Source organism: Paucilactobacillus vaccinostercus DSM 20634 (assembly GCF_001436295.1).
Lineage (GTDB): Bacteria > Bacillota > Bacilli > Lactobacillales > Lactobacillaceae > Paucilactobacillus > Paucilactobacillus vaccinostercus.
This window is the reverse complement of the sequence record NZ_AYYY01000069.1, coordinates 1-203: the sequence shown is the minus strand read 5'-3', so window position 1 is coordinate 203 and position 203 is coordinate 1. Positions and strand designations below refer to the sequence as shown.

Annotated in this window: 1 pseudogene; it reads left to right on the top strand. The window is 36.0% G+C overall.

The features are described 5' to 3' along the window. Window positions 1–203, top strand: a pseudogene (locus FC26_RS12900) (IS5/IS1182 family transposase); the annotation flags it as partial.

The following is a 203-nucleotide window of genomic DNA, read 5'->3' as shown; positions in this document are numbered from 1 at the left end:
CTTATTAAGCTCGCTTTTATCTACTTTACTAAGCTGCTAGCTGACAATGGTATGATCGAAGATCAAGCTCTATTTATCGATGGCACAAAAATTGAAGCTGATGCCAATAAATACTCATTTACTTGGAAACGTGCCGTGGAAAAGTTCCATCCTATACTTAAAGATAAAATTACACGCCTGTATGAAGAATTGATCGAAGATCA